Origin of the sequence: Planktothrix sp. PCC 11201, assembly GCF_900009135.1 — a bacterium.
GTDB lineage: Bacteria > Cyanobacteriota > Cyanobacteriia > Cyanobacteriales > Microcoleaceae > Planktothrix.
On record NZ_LT797710.1, the window covers coordinates 561853 to 585900 of the forward strand.

Sequence of the window (24048 nt, forward strand, 5' to 3'; positions counted from 1 at the left end):
TTGTTCAATTTACAGTCATTATTTATGCCCCGCGTCCGAGTTCGTCAACACGTTAATCCCCTAAGTCAAAAATATAAATACCCGGTGATTCCGCCTGACTGGTCAAGGATTTATGCTAATCCTAACCAACCCATTCATTTAGATATTGGCTGCGCTAGAGGTCAATTTTTATGGGAATTTGCCCAATTAGAACCTCGATGGAATTATTTGGGACTAGAAATTAGAGAAAGCTTAGTTGAGGAAGCTAATATGATCCGAGATCAACTGGGATTAACGAATTTACATTATTTATTTTGTAATGCTAATACTTCAATTCAACCAATTTTAGCATCCTTACCAACAGAATGTTTAAAACGAGTCAGTATTCAATTTCCCGACCCTTGGTTTAAAAAACGTCATCAAAAACGCCGAGTTGTTCAACCAGAATTAGTGAATAATTTGGCTGATTATTTAGCAGCAGGAACAGAGGTTTTTGTTCAATCTGATATACAAGATGTGGCCGTGGAAATGTGCGATCGCTTTTCTGAACATCCCGCTTTTCATCGTACCCAAAACGACTGGTTAACGGAAAATCCCCTTCCCCTGGCCACGGAAAGAGAACAATCAACCATAGACAGAAATGAACCCGTTTATCGGGCTTTATTTATAGCGGGGAACAGGGAACAGGGAACAGGGAACAGGGGGGAAAGGACTTGTTTGCTGGATTAGTCCTTGTTGTAACTGTGCTTGCCCGACTGCTCTATCAAAACCTCTGATTAAAACAACAGAGGAGAAACATTCAGACTTGTAATTTTTGCCTGAATACTTCTCCTCCAATTCTCGATTTTAGACCCTAAATTTCGAGCAATTTTAGGGGGGAAATCGAGATTTAAAATTTACAAAAAACAGAAAAAAGAAAATTGCCTTTAAATTTTGAAAAATTTTTATTTGAAAACAATTAAGCGCCAATCGCTTCTTCCACACCGGGTAAACGTTGGGCCGAATAACCCACACCGCGCACCGTTAAAATATATTCAGGATTGCGTTGATCTTCTTCAATTTTTGCTCGTAACCGCGCAACATGAACATCCACAACCCGCATATCCGCAATCCGTCGAGGCGTATAACCCCATAATTCCTTGAGAATTTCTGAACGAGAAACTGCACTTCCAGAACGTTTAACTAATAACTCCAAAAGATTGAATTCAATATAGGTTAAGGGAACCACTTTATCACCCTTATAAACCCGTCGTTTAACCGTATCAATCCGCACCGCTTCGAGTTGAATCACCTCTGGACTCAGATTAGGGGATGAAGTTGTATCTTTAAACCGTCTTAAAATCGCATGAATTCGAGCTTCTAATTCTTTAGGAGAAAACGGTTTAGTTAAATAATCATCTGCACCCAATTCTAAACCCGTAATTCGATCCGCCACGTCCCCTAATGCGGTTAACATAATAATAGGAATATCGGATTTTGTGCGAAGTTCTTGGCAGACCCCATAACCATTTAATTTTGGCATCATCACATCCAAAACTAAAAGATCAGGACTTTCTTTTTCAAACATTTCCAGCGCTTCTAAACCATCGGCAGCAACAACCACATTGTAGCCCACCATCGAAAGACGAGTTTTTAAGATCCGCCGAATCGCAGACTCATCATCGGCAACTAGAATTTTTTCGCCGTTGCGTTTTTCATCAAATTGTGCTTGTAAACTCATATCTGGTTTTATAATGGATGGATCGGCTTTTAATTGAGCAAAGCTAAAGCAAATCATATCAATGCTGGCAGGGTCTCAGGACTGCTTCAACCGACAAATTCCGATCCCTGCACAGCGACATGATGGGACAAAAATTCACTTGTTTTTGGGGTGGGTGATTCAGTCTGATTGCTAAGATTGCTGTGTATTATGATAACATACGTTTCCAATTTGTTATCAAACTTAACAAATTCCGATTTTACGGTAATATTCAGTTACGGGGGTTAATATTTTAAAACAAAACATGAATAGTGTTATTATACCTAATTAGTAACAACAATAAACGTAAAACCAATGTTAGAAAATCATGAAGGTCAACGGGTTCCCCAGATAACATTTAGAACTCGTAAAAATAATGAATGGGTTTATGTAACAACTGATGAGTTGTTTTCACAGAAAACCGTGGTTGTCTTTGAGTTACCAGGTGCATTTACCCCCACCTGTTCGAGTAGTCACGTTCCGGGTTATAACGATTTAGCACCCGTATTTAAGGAAAATGGAGTTGATGATATTATTTGTATTTCTGTGAATGATGCTTTTGTGATGAATGAATGGGCAAAAGATCAAGAGGCAGATAATCTTACCTTAATTCCCGATGGGAATGGAGAGTTTACAGAAAAGATGGGAATGTTAGTCGATAAAACCGATTTAGGGTTCGGGAAACGTTCTTGGCGTTATTCTATGTTAGTCAAAGATGGGGTCATCGAAAAAATGTTTATTGAACCAGAAGTCGCTGGCGACCCCTTTGAAGTTTCTGATGCAGAAACTATGCTCAAATATATTAACCCGAATGCAGTTAAACCCCCTTTAGTTTCACTATTTACAAAAGTAGGTTGTCCCTACTGTGCCCGTGCTAAAGCCCTATTAAAAGACCGAGGAATTGCTTTTGAAGAACTTGTTTTGGGAAAAGAAATTACAACCAAAAGTTTACAAGCAGTCACCGGAGGTACAACTGTTCCCCAAGTTTTTATTGATGGAAAATTAATTGGTGGTTCTGAGGATTTAGCTAAACATTTCGGAGTTTAATAATTCCTTTTTAATAGTTCAGGGAATTAACCACCACTAACCGGGGGGATTAAAACGATTTCATCTTGATCCTGGATTTCAGTATCAGGATCAACGAATTCTAGGTTAATTCCAAATTGGGTTACAGTGCGCCATGGTTCTAGTTCTGGGTGGTCTTGAATTAACCGATCTAAAATCGCAGAAACCGGAGTTTTTGGCGGGAAACTTAATACTAATTCTGAAATTTTGTAGGCTTCCTGAAACGCTGCAAATAGTTTCACCGTCACTGTAATTGACATATTAAAAATGATTCCCAAAATTGAATATTAAATAAAAAATCCTACCCCGTATCATCACAGGATAGGAAGAAATATCGCCTATAAGTTATGTTTAACTTTTACTTAAAAAGCGTTGAACTTGTCCGATGACGACAGCACCAATATTATAGAAAACCCAACCCAACGCCGCAATTAGGGGTAATAGAACAATCAAAATGCGAAAATCGAAATCCATAGATTCTCCTCCTAAAGTTTTTTAAACATCTCTCATCTTTTTGTTTTGATTCCAACGGTTCTGGTAATCAAGAGGGGACTGAGGCTGTTCTGCCAGTTCTGTTGACTCATATTTTATCAGATTAAGAGGATCAGGAGAATGAGAACCCGATTTCAGAATATAAAGTTTTGTTACAATCCTTGAGTTAAAATACTTAGAACCAGAACCACTGACTATTCAAAAAAAAAGCAAATCTTAAATTTTGGCAGCTATTCGCATTTATTCGGCACAATTAAAACTAGGGAAATTTCCGAGTTTTTAGCGTCACTGAAACCAGAATTGCGAGTCGGACAAGACTTGCTATTATAGCGATCAATGGATTTTTCAATTTTCACTCATCCTAGGGATTTTGAGTTATGATTCAGGTTAACTATTCTCTGTCCCATTCATTAATTGCAACTAATACGGCAACCTCCGTTGATTTAATTCTGAACTTCAACGGAGAAAAAACTGAAAATCCTGGCCCTCGACGGCCATTAAATTTAAGTTTAGTTATTGATCGCTCCGGTTCCATGGCGGGCCAACCTCTGCGATGTGCGATTAAGGCGGCTCAAAAATTAGTAGAATCTTTGACGGCTCAGGATATTATTTCTATTGTTATTTACGATGATCAAGCTGATGTAATTTTACCTCCCCAACGGGTTACAAATCAAGCAGATATTTGTTCAAAATTGAATCGAATTCAAGCCGGAGGTTGTACGAATTTAAGTGCGGGTTGGTTATTAGGCTGTGAGCAAGTTAAATCCCATCTGAATACAGAATATTTAAACCGGGTTTTATTATTAACAGATGGACAAGCTAATCTCGGAATTACCGATCCTCAAATTCTAACTAAAACGGCTCAAAAACAAGCAGAACAGGGGATTATTACCACAACATTAGGGTTTGGAACCTATTTTAATGAAGATTTATTAATTGCTATGGCTGATGCGTCCGGCGGGCGGTTTTATTTTATTCAATCCCCAGATGACGCGACGGATGTATTTCGGATTGAATTAGAAAGTTTAACCTCCGTAGTAGCACAAAATTTAACAGTAAAATTACAGCCGAAAGGGTCAATTGAACTTCGAGAAATATTAAATAATTATCGGACTAATTCTATTGATAATGGTTTAGAAGTTTTTGTCGGAGATGTTTATGCAGTGGAAGCCAAACAGTTAGCACTGCAACTGATCATTCCACCTCAAAATATATTGGGTCAACTTCCCATACTCCACATCAATTATCAATATCAAACGATTATTAATGATAGTATTGAGCAAATTCTAGGGGAATTAAAGGTTACAATTAATATTGGTTCAGAAACAGAAGCGCAACAAATTCAGCCTAACCAATCGGTTTTTGCACAAACTAGTAAATTGCGCATGGCTCAGGTTAAGGAAAAAGCCATTGACCTTGCAGATCAAGGGCAGTATAAACAAGCATCGGAAATCCTACGATCAGCGATTCAAGATATCCAGCAAAAATTATTAGATGAAATCTTTGAAATTGCCGAAGAAATTGAACAATTAGAATATTATGCCCAACGGATTGAAAGCAAAAATTTTGATTCCGTCAGTCGTAAGGAAATGCGAGATCAATCCTATCAAACTCGCACCCGTAACCGAGAAGACTTGAATCTCAGAGGAATTAACGCCGGAGATGCTAACAGTTTAGAGGCGGTTTCTGCCTTTGAGCAAGGGGTATTAGTAGAATGTATTCGAGAGGGGGGAAAATTGCGAGTTCGGGTTATTTCTGAAGGATATAATCCCGAATTAAATGTGCAGTTTCCTCGCCATATTCGGGAAGCGGGAATGGCTTATATTGTCGAAGAAATTAAACTATCCGCAAATGGGGATTTTTACCGGGCTTCAGGCACAATTAAACGGTTAGTCAAACCCGGAGAAGAACGCCAAGCGGGAACCCCAAAAGCCCAAAAATCAACGAATTTACAGGCGGTTAAAGCACCCAAATCCTTTGCCGACTTAGAAACAACTGATACCGTGGGAAATGGGGTGATTATTCAATGTGTTAAAGAAGGGAGCAAACTCCGGGCGCGAGTGGTTTCCGATGGTTATAATCCTAACTATAATATTCGGTTTCCCCGGGATATTCGGGCTGAAGGGGTGCTCTATGTGGTGGATGAAGTCAGGGAGTCTTCCGACGGCAAATCCTACGCCGCCTATGGCAAAATTCGGCGTCTGATTCAATAGCATTACAATATATAGATAATATTAATACTCCAGTGAGTGGATATTGTTATAATGGCCCAAGCTCTAATCTGTTAAGCCGCCTCGCAGGAATTAGGGTAGAATGGGGATTTCCAACAGATCAGCATAATCTGGTTAAATCAGATTCAGTCTGATAGAATCTGAAAAATTCAGGAACCACAGACAACCTCACAACAATCAAGTGAGTGAATAATATTCGGCGGATAACTTGTCCGTGGGAGCCTGTGGACTGGATTGTGCCAACACTTCCACCCGTGAAGTCGGAACAAAACCAACATCAAAAAAATCCCAGATTTTAATTGATGGTTGTAGGTTTGGTGAAAGTGCTTGCTAGAATATCAAAATTAGACCCGTGTGAGGAGCAAATAGAGTGTCGAAAATACTACTGAAAGCATGGCTACTCAGTCCTGCCGTCTTAGGAGCTAGTTTATTAGCCCCGATGACAGCATTCGCAGAGTTACCCGTGACTGAGGCCGGGCCCACTGCAATTGCAGCGGCAACCGAAGCATCTGCCCCGGCAGAAACCCCTTTGGAACCCATCCAAACTGAGTTAAAAATTAGTGAGCAAGTCTCCGTAAGTCCTTTGGACACCTTGACCCTCACCCTACCGCAACAGTTAGCTCAGGTTCCCGTGAATCCCCATGCCGGAGTTGGGCCGAGTAGAGGCATCGAAACTCCCGCTAACAGCGAGATTCCCCTAGCGGATATCGACGCAGCACCTCAAAGCGATGCGGCCAATAACGCCGAGGTGATGCAACAACTTAATGAATATGGTCGTGAAGGTCGGGGCAACAAGCGTCAAGCTCAAGTTACCTCCGTCTCCCAACTGTCCGACGTTCAACCGACGGACTGGGCGTTCCAAGCTCTACAATCCTTAGTAGAACGCTATGGGTGTATTGCGGGATATCCCGATGGAACTTTCAAAGGGAATCGTGCTTTAACCCGTTTTGAATTCGCTGCTGGAGTGAACGCCTGTTTAGAGCGGATTAATGAACTGATTGATGCCTCAACTAAAGATTTAGTCACCCGTGAGGATTTGGCGAAACTGCAACGCCTCATGGAAGAATTTGCCGCCGAATTATCCAGTCTGCGCGGACGAGTGGCGGTATTAGAAGCCCGCGCCGGAGAACTCGAAGCCAATCAATTCTCCACCACTACTAAACTGCGGGGAGAAGTGGTGTTCTGGCCAGGAGATGCCTTTGGAGATCGGGCAACTAATAACGTAGTTGGTCAGTTTGCTGATAAGAGCGATGACCCCGCCGAAGCCTATTTTGGCTACCGCGCTCGTTTAAACTTTGATACCAGTTTCACGGGTAAAGATTTACTCAGAACTCGTTTACAAGCCCAATCCATACCGGATTTGAGTGATTTTGATGTCACCAACACCTTGATGTCTCGGACGGGTATTGATGGTCGGAATGGCAACGTGGTTCTGGATAACCTCACCTACCGTTTCCCCTTCTCTGAAGGCAAAGGTTTAGTCTGGGTCGGTGCAAAAGGGTTAGCCTTGGATGATGTTCAAGATGTTCTGACTCCCTTTGGTGATGATGCCAGTGGTGCAATTTCCCGCTTTGGGCGGTTCAACCCGACGACATTCCAAGGCCCTGCTGGTACGGGGTTAGGTGTGGAATATGCCTTTAGTCACGCCTTCAAAGCTAACCTAGGTTATATGGCCGATGATGGTTTTGCTTCTCAAGCCAGCCAGGGTCGAGGTCTGTTCAATGGTACCTATGGTGCTATGGCCCAATTAGTCTTTGCACCAACTGACAACCTGGTTTTTGCCTTAGATTATAACCACCGTTACTTCAGTAACGATAACGTCTACGTTTCCGGTGGTACAGGGAGTTGGGGTGCTAATAAACCCTTTGGTGAAAACGCTACAACCACAGATAACCTGGGCGTACAAATGAACTGGAGAGTCGCCAGCCATTTCTCCATTGGGGGTTGGTTTGGGAGTACCTGGGCTGACCAGAAGAATGGTGGTAACGGTAGTGCCACCATTATTAACTGGGCTGCGGTGTTAGGATTCCCCGATATCCTCCGCGAAGGAGATACCGGAGGTTTAATTGTGGGGATGCCTCCGAAAGTTGTCAGTCATGATATTAGCAGCTTAGAAGACAGAGACACCTCTATTCATATTGAAGGCTTCTATCGCTTCCCCCTCAGCGAGTACATCGCTGTGACACCGGGTTTCTACGTTGTGACCAATCCTGATCACAATAGCAACAACAACACGATTGTTGTGGGAACACTGCGGACAACTTTCCGCTTCTAATTCCCTTTTAATATTTCTTGAATAACCCAGTTTCTTTAAGAAGCTGGGTTTTTTATGGCTTCAAGATTGGGGTTTTGATCCGGTGTTCCGAACGTTAATTAATTTGTTGAGAAGATCAAACCAAAAGGAAGAACCCATGGAAATTGCGATCGCAGTTAATCCCCATCCTCCGATCACTTTAAATAGTTGAATAACAATATTTTCCCTTGAATTAAACTGTTGATTTAAGTTAGATTGAGTCCATCCTAGAGGTAAAGAAGAAAAGTCGAATAAATAAGAATAGAGAAAATTTTCGGTTAAATCTTGACAATCTTTTGTAGAGTTAACCTCTGAGTTTAAACAGTTATTCAAGGGAGAATTAGGATTATTAGTTAAGACAATATTAATGCTTTGACTGAGATTTTCTTGTAAAACAGGTTCTTGAAAAAGGCGATTAGTAATATTTAATGTATCTGCATTTAATCCCATGGCTACTACGAATCCAATGGCAAGTGTAATCAGTTTGACCTGCCGTTTATAGACTCCCGATGCCCGGGTCATAGACTGTTCAAACCAATCGCTGATCGCCGTTTCTAAGGATTCAAAATTGGCAGTATCTCCGGCTTTGTTTTTAGTTTTTATGGCTAAAATTTTGAACAGTTTAATCTGATCTGGGTCGAAAAACTGTTTGATCTCCTCTGAGTTAATCGCTAGAATAAAATCATCAATGGTTAAACTATTGATTTCGGGTTGAACTCCAGACTTTTCTATAATTACACTAATTAATGCTAAAGCAAAGGTGGAATTAGGAATATAAGATGGCCCAACAGAATTTTTATTGACTCGTTGTTTATAATCTTTCCAAGATTTAATTAAAGGGTATTGGTACAAAAGTTTCGCAGCTGAATTTCCTAAAATAAATTGAATAGAACGATATAAATTTTTAGCTCTCCAATCAAAGATAGAACTGGCTAAAAATTCTTGTATTTCTGATATTAATAAGCTCAGAAGTAAATAAATAAAAAATAGACCGATGGCGACATTCAGGGTTGAGGGAATATTCATATTTGGTTAAAAGTTGGGAGAAATAAGGGAAAGAAAGCCCTGAAGGGCTTACTACAATTTTGGGATTATTGTATGATATCAATTAAAATTAACATGGTTTTAAGGATTTTGAATTATGCTTCAATCTAAAAAATTACCTCGTTTAGCGATAACATTAGGCGATCCGTCAGGGATAGGGCCAGAAGTAATATTAAAAGCTTTAGCTGATCCGATGTTACATCAAAAGTCTGATTTAACTATAGTGGGAAGCGATCGCATTTTACAAGAAACCTATCAGCAATTACAAAATCAGGGATTTCAGGCAGCAAAACCTCATCAGTTACGGGTGATTCATTTAGATCCCGATCCAAGTTTACCCCCATTAGAAATCGGGATCGGAAATCGAACCAGTGGGGCGGTCAGTTTTCAATATTTAGATACAGCTATTACCCGAACTTTACAAGGAGAATTTGATGGGATAATCACCGGGCCAATTGCTAAAAATCTCTGGAATTTAGCAGGTCATAATTATCCCGGACAAACGGAATTTTTAGCAGAAAAAGCCCAGGTTAAAAGGTTTGGAATGCTATTTGTTGCCCGCTCTCCCTATACAGGCTGGACATTAAGAACCTTATTAGCTACAACCCATATTCCCCTATCGCAAATTTCCCACACCTTAACCACGGAATTAATGAGCTTAAAATTAGAGTTATTGGTCGATTGTTTACGCCATGAATTCGGACTCGAAAATCCCAGAATTGCCGTAGCCGGATTAAATCCCCATAGTGGGGAAAATGGAAACTTAGGAACAGAAGAAAAAGACTGGTTAATTCCCTGGTTAAATCAACAACGCGATCGCTATCCCTATATCCAATTAGACGGCCCCATTCCCCCTGATACAATGTGGGTTAAGCCCGGTCAAGCCTGGTTTAATTTAGGGAAAAATGCCCATGATGCGTACATCGCCTTGTATCATGATCAAGGGTTAATTCCAGTTAAATTAATGGCATTTGATCGGGCCGTTAATACTACAATTGGTTTACCCTTTATTAGAACTTCTCCCGATCATGGCACAGCCTTTGATATTGCGGGTAAAGGAATAGCCGATGGGTCGAGTATGAAAGCAGCTATTGATTTAGGCATAGAATTAGTCAATAATCGTATTAACCCTTAATTCCGATGGCAACCTCAACTTCTAAACCGTCTATTCTCTGGTTTCAGTTAATCGGATTATCCTTAGTTCAAGGCGCAATTAGCTTAACTTGGTTACTCTATCGATTATATGTACCCCAACTCTTAGCCGCTTTTGGATTTCCCGGGTTATTCCCAACTATTTTAGTAATTGAAAATGCGTTAGGGGTAATTATTGAACCGATAGCGGGGAATTTCTCTGACCGTCAACGGCGATGGCTAGGAACTCGTTTTCCCTTAATTAGTTTAGGAGTCATTTTAGCTTCAGGTTTATTTATTGCCATTCCCGCTTTTTATATTTTTGGTCAATCTCTTAATTCCTTACATTGGATATTCCCAATTCTATTAATTTTATGGGCCGTTGCCATGGCAATTTTTAGAAGTCCAGTTACGGCTTTATTAGGTCAATATGCAACAGAAACAAAACTCCCCCAAGCCATGAGTTTTTTGATTTTTATGGGGGGTATTGTCGGGGCAATTCGTCCTATTTCTAGTAAGTTTATTCTGAGTTTAGGATCGGGAGTTACCTTTACTATTGGGTCTTTAGTATTATTGGGTTCCGTGGGAGTTTTAAGATATTTTAATCCTGATTTAAGCGTTATTCCTCAGTCAGAAGAACCGACTCAAAAATTATATTTCAGAAACTTGGTTTTTATTGCGCTATTAGGGTTATTTGCAGCCTGGGGAACTCGATTAATTTTAGGAGAAGTTTTTCCGCAAGTGATAAAAAATTTAGGAGGGAATGTCAACTGGATCATGTTTAGTGGATTTATTCTCTTGGCATTTGCTTCTATTCCTGCGGGATTATTTGCTGTGAAAATTAGCAATCATAAGGCAACGTTAATTGGATTAATAACAACAGCTGCTTTATTATTATTCTCGTCCTTTATTACCAATAAACTCCTGATTATTTTGGTTGGCTTATTACTGATTGCCAGCTATAGTTTAATTGCTAATGGGATTATTCCGATTGCTTTTTCTCTGGTTCCATCCCATAAAGGCGGTTTAGGAATAGGAGTATATTTTGGGGCGTTTTCTTTGGCAATGAGCGGATATGATTTTATGGTAAAATATCTGGGAACTGTGAATCTAATGATCAGTTATCGCCTAGGAATGATAGCATTTTTAATCATAACTTTTTTGGTATTATTTTTGCCTCAATTAACAATTCCCAAAATAACTAAATAAAGATGATTTAGGACTTAGACATTTTCTCGCCCCTCAAAGGGCTGAAACCCCTACCACAAGTGGATGATATCCATTCAAGTTGAAATAATTTTCCTGTATAAGTTTGAAGCTATTGTTAACGCAATTTTTGTTTGAGTTCTGCTAAGGGCGTGATCGACTGTAATAGTAAGTTCGTTGAACTTGGCTTGCTGTAATATATATAGATATAGCAAGAGGCAAGAGGGATTTTTAAGGGAAAGTCTGAATATCAGGGGCATGGATAAATTAAAATATCGTAACAAGAAATAACTTAGAATTATTCTATCATCTATTAAGAGGGAAAAATGTGTGAAGTGAAACAAAACAAAACAATGATTTTTAATAATGACTTTGTTCAGATTAACCCAGAATCGATTCATACCCAGGGTAGAATTCAACCTCATGGTTTGTTGTTGACCTTAGAAGAAGCCGACCTGAAGATTTTACAGGTTAGCCAAAATGCCATGAAACTCTATGGTATTTCCACTACTGCTTTGATCAATCGACCCTTAAGCGATTTTTTAGACAAACAGCAACTTTTCCAAATTCAAGAATGTTTAATTAGTAATAACTTTAATTATTATAATCCAATTCGGCTTATTTTTCATATTAAGAATAAAAAAATTATTTGTGATGGTATTTTACACCGACACCAGGGCATCGTCATCTTAGAACTGGAGCCAACTCAAGATCAAAATGTAACCTTTATCAATTTTTATCATTTAGTCAGAGGCTCAGTTTGTAAAATTCAAAGTGCTACTAACTTTAAGGATTTAACTCAATTTCTAGCCGAGGAAATCCGAAAAATCAGTGGATTTGACCGAGTAATGATCTATCAATTTGATCACGACAATCATGGAGTTGTGATTGCCGAGGATAAACGCCAGGATTTAGAAAGTTTTTTAGGACTACACTACCCCAGTCTGGATATTCCCGAAGCCTCCAGGGAAATCTATCGGCAAAATTGGTTGCGATTATTAGTAGATATTGCTCATCAACCCGTTGATATTGTTCCTTCCCTTCATCCAGTCACGCAAAAGCCCCTAGATTTAAGTTTTTCCGTTCTCCGTGCGGTTTCTCCCTGCCATTTACAATACCTCAAAAATATGGGAGTTCAAGCCACTCTCTGTGTTTCTTTGATTAAAAGAGAAAACCTTTGGGGTTTAATTGCGTGTCACCATTATTCTTCTCGTTATCTATCCTATACCATTCGTAAAGCCTGCGAATTTTTAGGACAGGTTATGGCGGTAGAATTACCCTATAGAGAAATTAGTGAAGATTATGAATATTACCGTGAAATTCTTAAATTAGTTCGGAAAAATTTACTCAACGCGCCCGCTTTAGAAGCCTCTTTTATTCAAACTTTAGCTCAAGACCAAACGAATTTACTCAATCTTGTCAAAGCTCAAGGGGCGGTTATCCGATTTGGAGAAGATTTAATTTTAGTGGGTCAAACCCCGCCTTTAACCAAAGTTAAAAAACTGATGGCATGGTTATCTCAATATTGCCATCAAGAGATATTTTATACCGATTGTTTACCTAAACTTTATCCTGAAGCTGAATCTTATCATGATCTAATTAGTGGAATTATGGCTATTTCCTTGTCTCCTAATCAAAGCGAATATCATTTAATTTGGTTTAGACCGGAAGTGATTCAAACAGTTGATTGGGCAGGAAATCCCCAGAATTCCACAGAAATCGAAACACCAGGAGAAATTAAATTAACCCCGCGGCGATCTTTTGAACTTTGGAAAGAAACCGTTAAATTAAAATCCCTGCCTTGGAAACCCGTTGAAATTGAAACCGCCCAAGAATTAAGAAATTCTTTAATGTTAGTCGCCTTACAATCAAGTGAACATCAGTTAAGACAAAGCCGAGAACTTGCCCAAGTGACCTTACAATCGATTGGCGATGCGGTAATTACCACTAACAGTCGTGGGGAAATTGAATCCCTTAATCCTGTTGCCGAAGAATTAACGGGTTGGTCATTAATTGAGGCCAAAGGTTTACCCTTAAATGATGTCTTCAAAATTCTTGATAGCCAAACTCATAATTTTAGTGCCAGTCCTGTGCAAAAAGTTTTAGAAGAAGGGTGTATTTTTGATTTTTCCGATAATGTTATTTTAAAAGCAAAAGATGGAAAAGAACGATCCATTGATAATTCTGCCGCCCCGATTAGAAGTCGAGAGGGTGAAATTATTGGTGCGGTTTTAGTATTTAGAGATGTCACCCAAGAAAGAGAATTAACAAGGCGATTATCCTGGCAAGCCTGCCATGACGCGTTAACGGGATTAATTAATCGCAGTGAATTTGAAAAGCGGGTGACACAAACCTTACAAATGCTGTCCAAATCCTCGAATCATCATGCTATTGGTTATTTGGATTTAGATCAATTCAAAATTATTAATGATACCTGTGGACATTTAGCCGGGGATGAATTATTACGACAATTGAGTTTTTTATTACAAAGTCAAGTTACAGAAAGAGACACCCTAGCCCGTTTAGGGGGAGACGAATTTGGCTTATTATTAAATAACTATTCTTTAGACGAAGCCTATCAGAAAGCTGTCCATTTGTGTGATATAGTCAAAGATTTTCGCTTTACCTGGGAAGAAAAAGTTTTTTCCATTGGAGTTAGTATTGGATTAGTCGAAATTAATAATCAAACCTGCGATTTAGCCACAATTTTAAGTGCTGCGGATGCGGCTTGTTATGCGGCTAAAAATCAAGGTCGTAATCGGGTTCACTTGTATCAAGCTGATGACCAGGATTTGATTCAACAACGTCGAGAAATTCGCTGGGCGGCTCAAATTCCCCAAGCTTTAGAAGAAGACCGTTTTTGTTTATATTATCAACCAATTGTTGAGACTAATCCCACCTCAAAATCCCCTAAACATGGGGAAATTTTACTACGGTTAAGAGATACATCGGGTCAATTAGTGCCACCCATGGCATTTATTCCCGCCGCCGAACGATATGATTTAATGAAAAGTATTGACCGTTGGGTGATTCGTACGGTTTTTAGCCATTTAGAAAAACATTATCAGAGTTTAAATTTAACCCCAAATTCCTCGAAAAGTCAAGATTTTTATGCGATTAACCTATCCGGTGCCAGTCTGAATGATAATCAATTTATTAAGTTTCTTTATCAACAGTTTGAACTGTATAAAATTCCTCCCCAAATTATTTGTTTTGAAATTACAGAAACCCTAGCGATCGCCAACCTAAAAAAAGCTGTGCACCTAATTCAATCCTTTAAGGAGTTAGGTTGTTCCTTTGCTCTCGATGATTTTGGCAGTGGAATGTCTTCTTTTTCCTATTTAAAAACCCTTCCGATTGATTACTTAAAAATTGATGGGGGTTTTGTTAAAGAAATTCTAACTGACCCGGTTGCCCGGGAAATTGTTGAATCGATTCATCGGATTGGTCACGTTATGCAAATTAAAACCATTGCCGAATTTGTTGAAAATGATGCTATTTTTACAGAAATTAAAAATATTGGGATTGATTATGTTCAAGGCTATGGTATTGGTAAACCCCAGCCTTTTATTTTGCCAATGATTAAAAATTCTGGACAGATCAGCCAGAATCGAGATTAAAAATTGTTGGGTATTGAAACAATATGCCCATAGAAAGCGAGGATCTCAAAGTCGATAATTTAGATTAAGAGTAATGATAGAATCATCTTTAATTTGATAAATGAGTCGATGTTCTTGATCGATTCTTCGTGACCAAAGTCCCGACATATTAAATTTAAGCGCTTCGGGTTTACCGATTCCAGAAAAAGGCGATCGCTGAATATCTTTGATTAACTCATTAATCCGTTTTAAGATTTTTTGATCAGTTTTTTGCCAATAGAGATAATCTTGCCAAGCATCTTCTAAAAATAGAATATTCATCCACTTTACACTTTACTCAACTTCTATTAAGTCATGCTTTTGATAGTTTTCTTGTTTCAACTCTTGTAATGCTTTGGCAAGACGTTCAGCATTTTTAGGACTTTGGAGTAAATACAACGTTTCTTCTATGGCGTTATAGTCCTCCAGGGAAATAATTACCACCGCAGGTTCTGACTCCCGAGTAATTATAATCGGTGCATGATCATCACAAACTTGGTTCATGACTGCGGTAAAGTTTTTCTGAAATTCGGTATCGGTGATTGCATCCATAGCCCTAATTATTGTCATGAATTAGATAGATTGACATCCACCCCGCCGTAAAACGGGCGGGGATTCCATCTATTTCAACAAATCAAAGATTGACAACTGCTGAAATTCTGGACGGGTTGACGCTTCGCCGAGATGTGCTTTCTTTGCAGAAAGACTGACCTTCTCTCCACGTCCGTTTAAAGTCTCCGTGCATCCCTCCGGCGACTTTAATATTAATTGCAGCATTAACATCTCGATCATGAGAAGTTCCACAATTAAGACAAATCCACTCTCTAACATTTAACTCTTTTTTGCCACCGCGAAAACCACAGCAAGAGCAAATTTGAGAAGTGGGAATCCATCTATCAATTACTCGAAAATCCCGCCCGTACAGGGCTGACTTAGCCTCTAACATAGTTCTAAAACTACGCCAACCTAAATCACTGATTGCACGGGATAGTTTTCGGTTTTTCATCATCCCTGATACATTCAAGTCTTCCAAGACTATTGTTTGATTCTCACGAATAATCTTAGTTGAAAATTTATGAAGGAAGTCGTTTCTAATATCAGAAATCTTAGCGTGAAGTTTAGCTAATTTCTTTCTAGCAACTTCCCTTCTTTTGCTACCTTTCTGTTTTCTTGACAAATTGCATTGTAATTTCCTTAAACGCTTTAATTGTTTCTTTAAAGGTTTGGGAGATTTAACTTTTTCACCATTACTTAGTGTAGCAAAATTGGTGATCCCTAAATCAATTCCTACTGAGTTATTATTTTTAGGTAATTGCTGAGGATTAAACTCAACTACAAAGCTAACAAAATACCTGTCAGCACTATCTTTGATTAGGGTAACACTAGAAGGTGTTGCGGGTAATTCTCTACTCCAGATTACTTTGATATCACCTATTTTAGCTAGGTGAATGTAACTAGAATCAGGATAGAGTTTGAAGCCGTTATCAGTGAACTTAGCAGACTGTTTAGACTTACGCTTCTTAAATTTAGGTGGCTTAACTTTCTTGCCTTTTCTTTGCCCTTTACAGGATTTAAAAAAGTTTGAATAAGCCTGTTCTAAATCCCTCAAAGACTGCTGTAAGGGAACAGAGGAAACTTCTGTTAACCATTGCTTTTCCTCGGTTTTCTTAAGTTCTGTCAGTCTTTTAGAGAGTTCACTGCTAGAAGGTTTTTTATTACCCGCACGGTGTTGCTCTTGACAGTAGGCTAAAGCATCATTAAACACTACACGACAACAACCAAACAATTGAGACATCAGCCTCTTTTGTTGGTTAGTTGGGTAGATTCTGTAACGATACCTGGCTTTCATTGTTTTTGTTGCTTACGAGCACTTCTTTAGTATACTCTAAAATAGAATAAAAAGCCTAAGTAGAACTTAGGGGTTTTAAACCCATTTTTCTGATAATTAGATTATAAAACCAGAATTAAGGATTTAGACAAATGACACAGACTTCAATCACAAATTTACTCTCCTTGAAATCCTCGTCATCTGTATAAATCCTTGATGTGATTCTACGCCATTACCATTCCCCCGTCTACATTAAACACCTGACCCGTAATATAAGCTGCCGCCGGGTCTGCGGCTAAAAACCGAATCATTCCCGCCACTTCTTCCGGTTGACCGTAACGACCTAAAGGAATAAATTTGAGAATTTCTTCCGTATTTTTTAACTCTTTGGTCATATCCGTCGCAATAAATCCTGGCGCCACCGCATTCACCGTTATCCCCCGACTTGCTAATTCCTTTGCCACCGTTTTTGTAAATCCAATTACCCCCGCTTTTGCCGCACTATAATTAGCTTGACCCGGGTTGCCCATTTGTCCGGCAACCGAGGTAATATTAATAATCCGTCCTGACTTTTGTTTGAGCATAATTTTACTGGCCAGACGAGTACAAAGAAACACCCCCGTTAAGTTCAAATCAATCACCGCTTGCCAGTCTTCCGGCTTCATTCTTATTAGTAAAGTATCGCGGGTAATCCCGGCATTATTCACTAAAATATCAATTTTGCTCCAGATTTCTGTAACTTTGTTAAATAAGGCATCGACTTGATCGGCTTTCGATACATCGGCCTGGAGTGCGATCGCCTCACCGCCCGCCTGGGTAATTTCCGCCACGACTGCATCCGCCGCCGTTGAAGAACTGGCATAATTAACCACCACCTTTGCGCCTTCGGCAGCTAAGGCTAAGGCCGCAGCGCGACCAATACCCCGCGACCCACCTGTAATAATTGCTACTTGTCCGTTTAAGTGTTGTAAATTTTCAGGTAAACGTTCCATTTTGTGATTTCTCCAACTGTTATTCTCAAAAATAATCATCTCAGATTTGAGCAAATTCAGAGAAACCGAGTGGCTAAAGAATCGTTATAATTAAAATGCAAAACTTGAATCGGATCAACTATGGCCGTTAAACAAACCTTTAATAACTTTCAAGAACTGCTAACCCATTCTGAAGTTCCGGTGTTAGTAGATTTTTATGCAACTTGGTGTGGCCCTTGCCAAATGATGACCCCGATTTTGGAAGAAGTTAATCAAGAAATGAATCAACAAATCCAAATTGTTAAAATTGATAGTGATAAATACCCGGAACTGGCATCTCAATATAATATTATGGCTTTACCGACATTAATCTTATTTAAAAAGGGTCAACCCGTTGGGCGTCATGAAGGAGTGCTGCGATCGCCGGAACTGGTTAAATGGGTGTATGGTTTACTCTAATTTGATTAACCACAAAGACACAAAGTCTTTCTTAATGTCTCCGTGTCTTTGTGTTTCTAAAGCGATGGGGGATGGGAAGATAGAATTATCGGGTATTGAAATAGTCCTATCCCCGGCTAATTAATCAATCTGAATTGATTGGGGGCCACCAGAATTTCCATTATTATTGTTAGAGCCCGAGGAACTCGATACCGTGGTTCCACCTTCTTTCTCCAGCCAAGTTTTAATGGGATCGTCATTCAGGTTTAATTTTAATAAACCTGAGACAAAGCCACCCAAAAAGGCAATGGGTTCACGGGTTAATTCTTGTAAAATAGGTTTGATCTCATCCATAACGAATAAAGGTTCTCCTTAACTGGGCGATCGCAATAAATCCTCCTGAATTTTAGCGCGTTTAGAAGAATTTAGCCGTTTAATAATTATTGGAACCTTCCGAATATCCACCATCCGAGGAATATCCACCATCCGAGGAATATCCACCATCCGAGGAATATCCATCGCCATTACTGTAGGAATTGCTATAGGAGTTATTATTTTCCGAATAGCCACCATCAGAATATTCAGAATTGCTGGCGTAACTGCCATCAGCCCTAGCAGCTTGGGCGGGATCACCGGGATCACCATCTTCAATAGCTACTTTTGACCCGGTTTCAATACTATTGGGTTGATGGGCTTTAGCTTTAATACTGCCTTTACGTCCTTCTAATTCAGGCAGTTTCGGGAACTTCTCAACCGGCATTCCCTCGACCACTTGTCGCATAAATTCCCCCCAACTATAGGCCGCACTACTACTAGCGCCCCAGGTCGGATCATTATTGTCATTTCCTAACCAAATTCCGGTTACAGCTTGGGGAATATAACCAATAAACCATAAATCCCTGGCTTCTTCAGAGGTTCCGGTTTTACCCGCCACCTGTCGATCCGATAAAGCCGCTGGGCCTCCGGTTCCCGCATTCACAACTCCTTCTAACATCCAAGTAGTGATGGCGGCGCTATTTTTATCTAACACTTGTTTGGGTTTAAATTTAGCTTGATAAATAATATTTCCCTGTTTATCTAAAACACGACGAATGCCATGGGCTGGAATATAATTACCTTCATCGGCTAGGGTTCCGTAAGCATTAGTTAACTCCAACAAATTAACTTCATAGGCTCCTAAAGCCATAGCATAGGTCGGCTTTAAGGGTGATTTAATTCCCATATCTTTCGCCAGTTTCATTGCCGGTTCAAACCCAACATCTACTAATACTTTAACCGCAATTACATTCACAGAACGGCTTAAAGCATCGGACATCGACATCCATCCAGAATGCTTATTCCCATAATTTCGAGGACGGTAGCCATCTACTTTATAGGGTTCATCTAAATAGCTATCATAGGGGGAGAAACCCGCCCCAATTGCCGTCGCATAAACTAATCCTTTAAAGGTTGATCCGGGTTGTCTTTGAGCTTGGGTAACGCGATTAAATTCACTATCTTTATATTGATATCCTCCCACCATGGCTTTAACTTCTCCGGTTTTTGCTTCTATAGAAACTAAAGCCGCTTGACCAAAATTTGAACCCGCACCATCAATTTCCACCGCATCTTTCACGGTTTTTTCAGCAGCTTCTTGCCATTTCACATCTAAACTGGTTTCAACTGTTAACCCACCAGCTTCCATGGCTTCTTTAGAAACATATTGGGGGAGTTCTTTTAAGACATAACTAGAAAAATAAGGAGCTTTAACTAATAACCGTTTAGGTTGACTGGGTTTGAGGGTCAGGGGTTCTTCTATTGCGGCTTGGGCCTCGGCTGCGGTAATGACTCCCGCCGTCTGCATTCTTTGGAGAACAATATTGCGCCTTTTTTTAGCCGCTTCTGGATTTTCCAAAGGAGAATATTGACTCGGTGCCGGGGGTAAACCCGCTAACATTGCCATTTCCGACAAAGTTAATTCATTTACGGACTTACTAAAATAAACATGGGCCGCATCCGCGACCCCGTAAGCACCCGAACCCAAATATACTAAATTCAAATAGCGTTCTAGGATATCATCTTTACTAATTTGGTCTTCTATTTTCCAAGATACCATTGCCTCTTTGAGTTTCCGAATCAGACTATGTTCTTGATTCAAATAAACAATCCGAGCTAACTGTTGGGTAATGGTACTTCCCCCTTCCACCACTCCCCCGGCTAATATATTAGAGCCAACGGCGCGGACAATGCCTTGATAGTCCACCCCATCATGGTCATAGAAACGAATATCTTCAGTGGAAATGAACGCTTGTGCCAGTTTTTCGGGAATTTGTTTGAGGCGGAGTTTTTCCCTGGTTGCTGGCCCGGTTTGCATTAAAATATCACCGTTATTGGCCTTAATCGTAATCGTGCCATCGCGACTAAAGGAGGCTATCCCACTCACCGAGACCGGGGGTAGACTCTGATCAATCTGATACCATTGCCAAGCCCCATAACCCAAGGCCCCACCGCCCACACTGATCACCCCAACTCCAATCCACACCCTCGGACGACGATACCAGGGTTTCCCTTGAGGGTCTTTAGAGGTGAAACCTTGACGCAGTTTGGCCCATTGGGAATTGAGCCGATTCAGAGCGTGACGATACCAAGTCCCATCTTGGGGGTTCGACCCAGAAGCAGTTTCCGCAGAAACCTGATCGGGATCTACTTCCGTCGCCATCACGGGCGATGTCAAAAGGGGCTGAGTTGAAACCGCACTAGAAGTATTTTCCTGGTAGGTTTCTGACTCTAACGAGTCCGTTTTGGGTCTGGATGGTAATTGAGATTCTTCCATTGGTTCGGACAAATGGTTAGTTTAATTGAATATTCGACAGTATATTCTAGGATAGCCCAGGCAAAAGCCGACTTTCTTCAATAGTTAGCTGTCGAATCGGTGACCTCGCCAAAAATCGAGGTTTTTTCCCTGATCCCCGGCTTTACACCAGGGTAGGGATCAGGCCGTTTGATCGGAAATTAACCTACAATCGCCGCATGACCTATAGCTAAACCCACAACTAGCATTCCTAAAACTAGAAACGGTTGGGCGCTTGCTTGATATTTAACATCATTTTCTACAGGATTGCGTAGAAAATACATATCTTGGAAAGTAATTTGAGGAATAATCATCAGTAAAAGCACCGTAGCATATAGATTTTGCTTGATACTAACTAAATAAACCGCCATCCCGGCTTGGAAAATATCAATCATTAAAACACAAATCCACGCCGCCGTCGTGATCCCAAACATCACTGGCAGGGATTGTAACCCCAATTGGCGATCGCCTTCCACACTTTTAAAGTCATTAACAATGGCAATTCCTAACCCCGCTAAACTATAAAATAGGGTTAACACCATCAGGGTTGGGGTGAGTTCTCCAAATAACGCATGACCCGCCCACCAAGGTAAAGCAATATAACTCGCTCCAAGTGCATAATTCCCTAACCAGCCATTTTGTTTGAGTTTCAGGGGGGGTGCAGAATAAATATAGGAGACAAATGCCCCACCGATACATAAAACCGTAATTATGGGAAATTCATGGCCCGCCCAAGTATCTAATAGGTAGGAAATCCCTATTCCTAAACCCAATAAGAGGAAAATTTGGGTAACGACTTGGGGAATGGAAATCACCCCGGAAGGAATGGGACGATAGGGCTCATTAATGGCGTCAAGTTCGCGATCGTAAAAATCATTCATGGTCTGGGTGTACCCGGTCATTAATGGCCCAGACATTAACATACAGGTCGCCACCTTTAACACATCTTCCACTGACCAACTAAAATGTCCCGATGAAGCCGCGCCACAGACCACCCCCCAAATTAAGGGTATCCAGGTGATCGGTTTCATTAATTGCAGGCGAATTTTCCAGATAGAGGTTTCTCCCGAGGACGCCCCTTTCATCCCTAACAGTTGTCGGGTTTTGGCGCCGCGATCTGAATTGGCTTCTTTGGTTAATTCTTCTGAGGGTTGAGACGATGGAGTATCCGACATGATCCTTTATACGTTTGTGTGTTGAGTATCTGCAATATAGAAATTAACATTAACATGGAGTTGGCTGTTAACTGTCTTAAAAAGGGAATAGGAAATGTAGGGGCGGGTTCTACAAGGGTTAATAATTCCAACCAATAATCTTTCTAAACCCGCCCCTTTTGTTACATTTAAAAAATCTAACTTAATATTAGAAACCTATAGCAAGCCAAGAGGGTTGGAAGACCCAACCCCTACGTTTTTAATGATGAAGGTTTCTTAGTTATTAATATCCAGTCGGGAGTTTGATCAATTTTTTTAACGTTGTTTAACTCTAATTTTTTCAGGGTATTTTCTTTCAATAATAAATAGGGTTGATCTAGGGTTTGCCATTTATCTTTCAGGGTCGCATCATCAACAGCATGAATATGGCGATCGCTATAAAAATTCAACGACGGCCGCCCAGACCGATGACCCATATAAATTTCTTTTCCTGGGGGTGTTCCCTCCCGTACAATTGTCGCCACGGGTTTAACGGCAAAATCTTCATTTAACTCCCAAACCCAATAATTAGAAGTAAAAAATAACAATAAAGATACATAGGTTCCCCAAAATAGAACTAGCAAAAATTGTCGATCTTTTTGGCTAATTAAAACCGCTACAAAAGACATTGTTAACATCAACGCTCCGAAGGTGAATTGTAAATCCCGTTGAGGAATAAAATTAGGAATAACCCAAGAAAGCATCCCGCCAAAATAACAATATCCCAGGGCTGAAATCATCGCCAATAGAATAAACAGGGGTAAGAGTTGATCCGGCGTAGGTTTAACAAAATGTTCATACTTGCCTCGCCCCACTTTTCCCAATTTCCATAACCCAATATCCCGATCGCCTTCCTTCCAAACTTCTGCCAAATATCGCCCCACCGCCAACGCCAATACCGGATAAATTGGTAAAACATACCAGGGTAATTTAGTCGTCATCAAGGAAATTGCAGCAAAATAAATCCCAGACCAAACTATAATTAATTTAGCCCAACTTAAATTCCGATTTTGCCAAGCTAATCTTAATCCCTGGGGCAAAAATAACAGCCAGGGCCAGCCATATTTCAAAAGTTCTAATACATAATACCAAATCGGCCCGGAATGGTTCTCAACCGGTTGCCAAACTCGTTGTAAAGATTGATCGACTAAATTTCCCTGAATAAATCCCTGTCCATAATAAATCCATTGCGCCCCATACCAAACACCTACAGGTACTAAACCCAACCCTAAACCCAACCATAGATAGGGACTAGTTAATAACCGGGGCGTATCCCATAAGAGGAAGAAAAACGCGATCGCCCCTAATAATAATCCTAAGAAAATCCCCTTAGTTAAACATAATAATCCAAAGGCAATTCCCGACCCTAAAGCAAATCTTAAATCCCGTCGAGAGCGCAATACACACCAAACTAAAACTAACCATAAAAATATCACTGTGCCATCTAACATTGCTAACCGCCCTTGACGGATAACAGGCATTAAGGTTAGATAAACTAAAGCTGAAAATAAAGCCGAGGTACGATGGCGAAATAACTCTAAACCAATCCCATATAAAATAGGCACAGAAATCGCCGTTAATAAGGCAGAAGGAAGCCGCGCCATCCATTCATTTACCCCCCCCATTTGATAGGCAAAAGCCATTAACCAATGCACTAAAGGAGGCTTATTCAAATAGGGAATTCCATGCAAAGTTGGATGCAGCCAAGTTTGTTGTCCCCTGCCCATTTCCCGCGCCACTTGAGCCACTAAGCCCTCATCCCAATCTCGCAGGGGGACTCCTCCTAAATGCAGTCCATAGAGGGTCAGCGCCGCCACTAATAAACCTAAAACCCATAATAAATCCACCCAACGATCAACGGGTCGCATTTGGCGCAAAGGACTATCCCCAGTAAAAATTTGACGTGACATAGTTTCGATGTTAACTGTTGACTGTTCCCCAATTCCCGCTAAAATTAAAAGTGTACCTTTT

General features: G+C 40.3%; 21 protein-coding genes. 8 read left to right on the forward strand and 13 right to left on the reverse strand.

The features are described 5' to 3' along the window. Positions 1-24 precede the first annotated feature (24 nt). Entirely contained in the window at positions 25-708 is a 684-nt protein-coding gene (gene trmB, locus PL11201_RS21830) for a tRNA (guanosine(46)-N7)-methyltransferase TrmB (RefSeq protein WP_079680942.1), read from the forward strand. A 229-nt stretch (positions 709-937) separates the two neighbouring features. Here the strand turns inward: trmB and rpaB are convergent, their stop codons facing one another. Then, complete coding sequence (gene rpaB, locus PL11201_RS21835; protein WP_079681068.1) at positions 938-1699, reverse strand: response regulator transcription factor RpaB; 762 nt, start codon at positions 1697-1699, stop codon at positions 938-940. A gap of 333 nt (positions 1700-2032) precedes the next feature. On the opposite strand from rpaB, the gene PL11201_RS21840 reads away from it, so the two are divergent. Continuing rightward, positions 2033-2764 carry a glutathione peroxidase gene (locus tag PL11201_RS21840; RefSeq protein WP_079680943.1) on the forward strand — a complete coding sequence of 244 codons (732 nt, stop codon included), beginning with the start codon at positions 2033-2035 and terminating at the stop codon, positions 2762-2764. 26 nt (positions 2765-2790) lie between these two features. On the opposite strand, the gene PL11201_RS21845 is transcribed toward PL11201_RS21840, so the two are convergent. The 3 genes from PL11201_RS21845 to PL11201_RS27385 all read right to left on the reverse strand — a co-directional run bounded on the left by PL11201_RS21845 (position 2791) and on the right by PL11201_RS27385 (position 3630). Next, positions 2791-3042, reverse strand: a complete 252-nt coding sequence (locus tag PL11201_RS21845; protein WP_079680944.1) for a MoaD/ThiS family protein — start codon at positions 3040-3042, stop codon at positions 2791-2793. Positions 3043-3133: 91 nt separating this feature from the next. Further along, entirely contained in the window at positions 3134-3256 is a 123-nt protein-coding gene (locus PL11201_RS21850) for a photosystem II protein Y (protein WP_079680945.1), read from the reverse strand. Positions 3257-3504: 248 nt separating this feature from the next. Next, the gene (locus PL11201_RS27385) at positions 3505-3630 is read right to left on the reverse strand and encodes a hypothetical protein (protein WP_255377738.1); all 126 of its coding nucleotides are present in this window, start codon (positions 3628-3630) and stop codon (positions 3505-3507) included. A gap of 21 nt (positions 3631-3651) precedes the next feature. On the opposite strand from PL11201_RS27385, the gene PL11201_RS21855 reads away from it, so the two are divergent. Then, on the forward strand, positions 3652-5487 hold the full coding sequence (locus PL11201_RS21855) for a vWA domain-containing protein (protein ID WP_200816831.1): 1836 nt from the start codon (positions 3652-3654) through the stop codon (positions 5485-5487). Between the two features lie 388 nt (positions 5488-5875). Then, positions 5876-7780 carry an iron uptake porin gene (locus tag PL11201_RS21860; RefSeq protein WP_079680946.1) on the forward strand — a complete coding sequence of 635 codons (1905 nt, stop codon included), beginning with the start codon at positions 5876-5878 and terminating at the stop codon, positions 7778-7780. 60 nt (positions 7781-7840) lie between these two features. Here the strand turns inward: PL11201_RS21860 and PL11201_RS21865 are convergent, their stop codons facing one another. Continuing rightward, positions 7841-8824, reverse strand: a complete 984-nt coding sequence (locus PL11201_RS21865; RefSeq protein ID WP_079680947.1) for a hypothetical protein — start codon at positions 8822-8824, stop codon at positions 7841-7843. 115 nt (positions 8825-8939) lie between these two features. Here PL11201_RS21865 and pdxA point away from each other — a divergent pair, with 115 nt between their 5' ends. The 3 genes from pdxA to PL11201_RS21880 all read left to right on the forward strand — a co-directional run bounded on the left by pdxA (position 8940) and on the right by PL11201_RS21880 (position 14799). Then, a complete protein-coding gene (gene pdxA, locus PL11201_RS21870; RefSeq protein ID WP_079680948.1) occupies positions 8940-9977 on the forward strand; it encodes a 4-hydroxythreonine-4-phosphate dehydrogenase PdxA in 1038 nt (345 codons plus the stop codon). A 5-nt stretch (positions 9978-9982) separates the two neighbouring features. Beyond that, positions 9983-11182 (forward strand): MFS transporter, encoded by a 1200-nt coding sequence (locus tag PL11201_RS21875; protein ID WP_079680949.1) that lies wholly within the window; start codon positions 9983-9985, stop codon positions 11180-11182. A gap of 350 nt (positions 11183-11532) precedes the next feature. Beyond that, positions 11533-14799 carry an EAL domain-containing protein gene (locus PL11201_RS21880; protein WP_159451568.1) on the forward strand — a complete coding sequence of 1089 codons (3267 nt, stop codon included), beginning with the start codon at positions 11533-11535 and terminating at the stop codon, positions 14797-14799. A 45-nt stretch (positions 14800-14844) separates the two neighbouring features. On the opposite strand, the gene PL11201_RS21885 is transcribed toward PL11201_RS21880, so the two are convergent. The 4 genes from PL11201_RS21885 to fabG form a co-directional block, all read right to left on the reverse strand. Beyond that, positions 14845-15099 carry a Txe/YoeB family addiction module toxin gene (locus PL11201_RS21885; RefSeq protein WP_079680951.1) on the reverse strand — a complete coding sequence of 85 codons (255 nt, stop codon included), beginning with the start codon at positions 15097-15099 and terminating at the stop codon, positions 14845-14847. A gap of 12 nt (positions 15100-15111) precedes the next feature. After that, positions 15112-15369, reverse strand: a complete 258-nt coding sequence (locus tag PL11201_RS21890) for a type II toxin-antitoxin system Phd/YefM family antitoxin (RefSeq protein WP_079680952.1) — start codon at positions 15367-15369, stop codon at positions 15112-15114. An 82-nt stretch (positions 15370-15451) separates the two neighbouring features. Further along, positions 15452-16612: an RNA-guided endonuclease InsQ/TnpB family protein gene (locus PL11201_RS21895; protein ID WP_234996798.1), complete on the reverse strand. Its 1161-nt coding sequence runs from the start codon at positions 16610-16612 to the stop codon at positions 15452-15454. A 257-nt stretch (positions 16613-16869) separates the two neighbouring features. Next, positions 16870-17637 (reverse strand): 3-oxoacyl-[acyl-carrier-protein] reductase, encoded by a 768-nt coding sequence (gene fabG, locus PL11201_RS21900; RefSeq protein ID WP_079680953.1) that lies wholly within the window; start codon positions 17635-17637, stop codon positions 16870-16872. Between the two features lie 120 nt (positions 17638-17757). Between fabG and trxA the strand changes: the two genes are divergently transcribed. Further along, entirely contained in the window at positions 17758-18075 is a 318-nt protein-coding gene (gene trxA, locus PL11201_RS21905; protein ID WP_079680954.1) for a thioredoxin, read from the forward strand. Positions 18076-18195: 120 nt separating this feature from the next. On the opposite strand, the gene PL11201_RS21910 is transcribed toward trxA, so the two are convergent. The 4 genes from PL11201_RS21910 to PL11201_RS21925 form a co-directional block, all read right to left on the reverse strand. Next, complete coding sequence (locus PL11201_RS21910; RefSeq protein WP_079680955.1) at positions 18196-18408, reverse strand: hypothetical protein; 213 nt, start codon at positions 18406-18408, stop codon at positions 18196-18198. A gap of 79 nt (positions 18409-18487) precedes the next feature. Next, entirely contained in the window at positions 18488-20866 is a 2379-nt protein-coding gene (locus PL11201_RS21915) for a transglycosylase domain-containing protein (RefSeq protein WP_234996799.1), read from the reverse strand. Between the two features lie 179 nt (positions 20867-21045). Further along, positions 21046-22059, reverse strand: coding sequence for a chlorophyll synthase ChlG (gene chlG / locus PL11201_RS21920; protein ID WP_079680956.1), 1014 nt, complete (start codon positions 22057-22059; stop codon positions 21046-21048). Positions 22060-22289: 230 nt separating this feature from the next. Continuing rightward, positions 22290-23987, reverse strand: coding sequence for an ArnT family glycosyltransferase (locus PL11201_RS21925; protein ID WP_079680957.1), 1698 nt, complete (start codon positions 23985-23987; stop codon positions 22290-22292). Between the last annotated feature and the right edge of the window lie 61 nt (positions 23988-24048).

What these genes read in the sequence shown, in the direction of transcription:
- PL11201_RS21885 (WP_079680951.1), bottom strand. Translation starts at nt 15,099, where the DNA reads ATGAATATTCTATTTTTAGAAGATGCTTGGCAAGATTATCTCTATTGG.
- PL11201_RS21865 (WP_079680947.1), bottom strand. Translation starts at nt 8,824, where the DNA reads ATGAATATTCCCTCAACCCTGAATGTCGCCATCGGTCTATTTTTTATT.
- PL11201_RS21910 (WP_079680955.1), bottom strand. Translation starts at nt 18,408, where the DNA reads ATGGATGAGATCAAACCTATTTTACAAGAATTAACCCGTGAACCCATT.
- PL11201_RS21850 (WP_079680945.1), bottom strand. Translation starts at nt 3,256, where the DNA reads ATGGATTTCGATTTTCGCATTTTGATTGTTCTATTACCCCTAATTGCG.
- rpaB (WP_079681068.1), bottom strand. Translation starts at nt 1,699, where the DNA reads ATGAGTTTACAAGCACAATTTGATGAAAAACGCAACGGCGAAAAAATT.
- PL11201_RS21890 (WP_079680952.1), bottom strand. Translation starts at nt 15,369, where the DNA reads ATGGATGCAATCACCGATACCGAATTTCAGAAAAACTTTACCGCAGTC.
- PL11201_RS21840 (WP_079680943.1), top strand. Translation starts at nt 2,033, where the DNA reads ATGTTAGAAAATCATGAAGGTCAACGGGTTCCCCAGATAACATTTAGA.
- PL11201_RS21895 (WP_234996798.1), bottom strand. Translation starts at nt 16,612, where the DNA reads ATGTCTCAATTGTTTGGTTGTTGTCGTGTAGTGTTTAATGATGCTTTA.
- pdxA (WP_079680948.1), top strand. Translation starts at nt 8,940, where the DNA reads ATGCTTCAATCTAAAAAATTACCTCGTTTAGCGATAACATTAGGCGAT.
- PL11201_RS21875 (WP_079680949.1), top strand. Translation starts at nt 9,983, where the DNA reads ATGGCAACCTCAACTTCTAAACCGTCTATTCTCTGGTTTCAGTTAATC.
- trxA (WP_079680954.1), top strand. Translation starts at nt 17,758, where the DNA reads ATGGCCGTTAAACAAACCTTTAATAACTTTCAAGAACTGCTAACCCAT.
- PL11201_RS21925 (WP_079680957.1), bottom strand. Translation starts at nt 23,987, where the DNA reads ATGTCACGTCAAATTTTTACTGGGGATAGTCCTTTGCGCCAAATGCGA.
- PL11201_RS21855 (WP_200816831.1), top strand. Translation starts at nt 3,652, where the DNA reads ATGATTCAGGTTAACTATTCTCTGTCCCATTCATTAATTGCAACTAAT.
- PL11201_RS21915 (WP_234996799.1), bottom strand. Translation starts at nt 20,866, where the DNA reads ATGGAAGAATCTCAATTACCATCCAGACCCAAAACGGACTCGTTAGAG.
- chlG (WP_079680956.1), bottom strand. Translation starts at nt 22,059, where the DNA reads ATGTCGGATACTCCATCGTCTCAACCCTCAGAAGAATTAACCAAAGAA.
- fabG (WP_079680953.1), bottom strand. Translation starts at nt 17,637, where the DNA reads ATGGAACGTTTACCTGAAAATTTACAACACTTAAACGGACAAGTAGCA.
- trmB (WP_079680942.1), top strand. Translation starts at nt 25, where the DNA reads ATGCCCCGCGTCCGAGTTCGTCAACACGTTAATCCCCTAAGTCAAAAA.
- PL11201_RS21845 (WP_079680944.1), bottom strand. Translation starts at nt 3,042, where the DNA reads ATGTCAATTACAGTGACGGTGAAACTATTTGCAGCGTTTCAGGAAGCC.
- PL11201_RS21880 (WP_159451568.1), top strand. Translation starts at nt 11,533, where the DNA reads ATGATTTTTAATAATGACTTTGTTCAGATTAACCCAGAATCGATTCAT.